3 protein-coding genes are annotated in these 3853 nt (G+C 39.1%); all 3 read left to right on the forward strand.

What is annotated here, in order from left to right; genetic code table 11:
• Positions 1 to 505: 505 nt before the first annotated feature.
• Positions 506 to 1612: a tyrosine-type recombinase/integrase gene (locus tag RV13_RS19980; protein WP_028020191.1), complete on the forward strand. Its 1107-nt coding sequence runs from the start codon at positions 506 to 508 to the stop codon at positions 1610 to 1612.
• Between the two features lie 370 nt (positions 1613 to 1982).
• Positions 1983 to 2666: a WxL domain-containing protein gene (locus tag RV13_RS19985; protein ID WP_028020192.1), complete on the forward strand. Its 684-nt coding sequence runs from the start codon at positions 1983 to 1985 to the stop codon at positions 2664 to 2666.
• Between the two features lie 68 nt (positions 2667 to 2734).
• Positions 2735 to 3814, forward strand: coding sequence for a WxLIP family cell surface protein (locus RV13_RS19990; protein WP_028020193.1), 1080 nt, complete (start codon positions 2735 to 2737; stop codon positions 3812 to 3814).
• The last annotated feature ends 39 nt before the right edge of the window (positions 3815 to 3853 follow it).

Consider the following 3853-nt stretch of genomic DNA (forward strand, 5'->3'; position numbering starts at 1 on the left):
AGTTTGAGACGTCTTTTGTCTACAGTCTGTGGTATATCCATCGGATATGCCTTTTTTATTTGTCGAAAATAAAGTTTTATCTATATACATCTACGATTATTTTGTAAACCAACGATAAGTTTTCACACGGTATATTACTAGACATACATAGCGTTAGTAAGAATAAACGGACCAATGAATACATAAAAAGTATCCCCTCAAATATGAGGAGATACTTTTTAAGCTGAAACTTACCTAAGTAATAATTATAATGAAAAATTTCTTAGTATTGTTAAAACCAAGTGAAAAAGTTAAGGTTAAAAAACGAAAATCAGATTATTTTTAACTGTCGACGTAATTATAAGTTAATTAAAGTCACATTTCAATGTTTTTTTGGCGAAAAGTTATTAAAGTTCATTTTTTGCTAAATAAAAAGTATCGGTATATACAATGAACAATTAAAAAACGGAGAAAAGACCCTATATATAGAGCGTCAATTTCGCCGTCAAAGAAAAGGGGAAATCGTATGCGCAGAGGAGAGAATATCTATCGAAGAAAGGATGGTCGTTGGGAAGGTCGGTATCGAAAAGGTCGTAAGGCTAATGGACAAGTAAAGTATGGCTACGTGTATGGTCGATCATTGCAAGAAGTACGTATGAAGCTCTATCCATTGAAGGTTCGCTATCAAAGCATTCAAAATACACAGGGAGAGCTATGTATCCCACTGCAGGAGTGGGGGAATCAATGGCTGCTGCAAATACAATCCAGCGTCAAGCCTGCTACATTTGCCAATTACCAATACAAATTAACGAAGTATGTCTTTCCCTTTTTGGGAAGTCAGCAGTTAAATGAATTAACCTCAAAGGATGGTCAAGAAATGGTCCAGCAGTGGAGTCGTCGGGGGTTGAAGGTCTCTACGATGAAAGTGATCCTACAAATAGTGTGTCAATGCTTGAACCGAGCAATAAAAATGATGTATTTGAAGGAAAATCCATTTTCTTCTATTCAATTGCCAAAGGAGAAGAAAAGAAAAATTCCAGCATTGTCAAAAAAAGAGCAGCAGCGGTTGGAAAAATCCGCTCTAAAGGAAGGTGGAGTACGAGGGCTGCCAACGTACTTAGCATTATACACAGGCTTAAGAATCGGGGAAATCGCCGCTTTACGCTGGTCGGATATTGATTTTGAGCGAAATGTGATTCAAGTGAGCCACACCTATCAAAGGCTCGCGTTATCAGTCGGGAAACGAAAAACACAACTACTCTATGACATGGCTAAGACAGAGGCAGCTGTTCGGATCATTCCTTTTGGGTCAAAGCTAAGGAAGCTGTTGCTTCAACAAAAAAGAAACACGAAGAGTCGGTATGTTTTTTCCCATAAGAATCATCCTATCGAACCGCGTTTGCTAACGTATCACTTTCATCGGTTGCGTGAACAAGCAGGGATCAAGGGCATTCACTTTCATCAATTGCGCCACACATTTGCGACACGTTGCTTGGAAGCACAAAGCGATATTTTATCTGTGAGTGCGATGTTGGGGCATACTTCTACACGGTTGACGCTAGATACGTATGCGGATTCCATGATTGAGCAGCGAGTTCAAGTAGTCTATCAGATGGAGAAACTCTTACATTAGTTTGTTAACCAATAACAAAAAAATTTTAAAAAAGGCAATATTCGGGCAGAGCTTTTTTTAAAATTCGTGAAAGCGCTTACTTGTTTATTGTTGAAATGCGAGCGATTCTGTTTATAGTAGATAGAGCTATCGATCATTCGATGGAGGGTTATCGCGGTCTCATTTACCGTCAACTTCCGTCAGGCATCTCCTCTAATGTGTTTATCTATCAGTGTTTTTGTCTTCTACCTTGGTTTTAACAAAACCAAGTGAAAAGTAAACGAATGGAGATAGCGTATCAGTATCACGGATCTATTTTAACAGAAAGTCATCTATTTGCTAAAACAGAAACTTTTCTTTCTGTTTAGAATAAAAAAAGGAGTGTTTTTTAATGAAAGATTTGAAAGGAAAATTAGTCGTTAGTTTAGCTAGCCTATCCGTTCTGGGTTTGGCATTTGCTGGGAGCATAGGAGGATTTGCGGATACGTTGGACACACCTGTACGAGTTCAATTTGAGGCAGAGGGGCTTATTCCTAACCCCAACCCAGATCCGGATGAATTACAATTGCGCTTTGTTCCAAACCTTGTCGATTTTGGTAATACACATACTGCTGGAAATGCACTGACACAATCAATCGGCACAAGCGGAAAGTATGTTGCGTTATATGATGGAAGAGATACTGCTCTTACAAATAATGAGTGGACATTATCTGCCAGTGCTTCTAACTTAACCAACCCAGTCGCTCCTGCACAAGTGATCAACTCAGGGAAGATCAAAGTTGCAGTAGGAAGTATGAAAGATTGGGGTGCGCCTAGTGCTCCTACTTCTGCGAATACAACAACCAATGCCGCAAATATTACTGTAGGCAGTGGCATCACAGCAGGTGTTGCGGAGTTAGCCTTGGATGGAACGACTACTGAGTTAGCGAAGACGGACTCAAGTATTAGTGATCATGGTTATGCGTTGCCAATCGATTCAATGACATTAGAATTGGCTGCCGGCGATTCAAATACTGCGTTTGCCGGACAATCATTCCAAGGAAATATCACTTGGGCGTTAACTGATTCATTCTAATTACTTTACTGAGTGAAAGAGAAGAGGATTGTTCTCTTCTCTTTCTTTTATTTAAGGAGAACCACTAAATGAAAAAAAAGCTTCTCATAAAAGATCTTTTATTTCTAGTTAAAAAGAGTTTTTGTTGTTTATTGATAGTTTCAAGTTGTTTTCTATTCAGCACTGTGAGTTTAGCAGAAGAAGCGGGGAGCTCGGGGGAAAAGGCAACACAACCTGAAAATGATGTAGGCTTTGCGGTAGAGCCTGTACAAACTGCTACACAAATCGATTCTCAAAAGGGCTTTTATTTTATTAAGGTTGAACCGAATCAGCCGCAAGAACTATCGATAAAAATCAGGAGTACAAACGTCGCGCCAGCAACTGTCAGTATCTATGTAAAAAATGCGTATACCAATCAAAACGGTTCAATTGATTACGATAGTGATGACTATGAAAGAGATGCCACTTTGACAGATTCTGTCGAAGAATTAACATCCGTTTCCGAGAAAAAGGTAACCGTCAAAAATTACGAAGAGAAAATTGTAACAATTAGCGTTAATCCTCCCCATGAAAAATTTTCAGGGGTTAAAGGGGGAACGATTTGCATCATGAAAGCTGATTCGTCAGAAGAAAAAGAAGGACTGAGTTCTACGTTTGGATATCGTATCGGATTACTGCTTACGGAAGACTCAGAAGTTTATGACGATGGCTCTTCCTTGAACCTCTTAAAAGTCCGTTCCACAGTGCATCAGGGGAAGCGGGTGATCCAAGCTCGAATGCAAAATCCTGAACCAAAAGTATTGAAAGATTTAATGATTGAGACCAAATTATACAAAAAGGGCAGCCGTGAGGTAATTAAGAAGAGAACAGCCAATAATATGCGAATGGCACCAAATTCTCAATTTGATTTTTCAACGAATTGGGGGATTGATCCGATCAAAAGCGGCACATATACTCTCCAAGTGCGTGCACAGTCAGGGACAAATACATGGGAATGGAAAAAAGACTTTACTATTGGAGAAAAGCAAGCGAAAAAGATCAACGAGGAAGCGAGCTTTACGATTACCTTCCCGGAATGGGTACCGCTTGTCACTATTTTGATAGGAGTGGTTAGCATTATCTTGATAGGTTGCCTTTATGTGCGGAGTAAAAAATGGAATGTACCTTAAAAAATCTCAAAAAGTCTAGTGGTAATAAGTCAAGATAAT

It is taken from the genome of Enterococcus raffinosus, from assembly GCF_001886185.1.
GTDB lineage: Bacteria > Bacillota > Bacilli > Lactobacillales > Enterococcaceae > Enterococcus_A > Enterococcus_A raffinosus.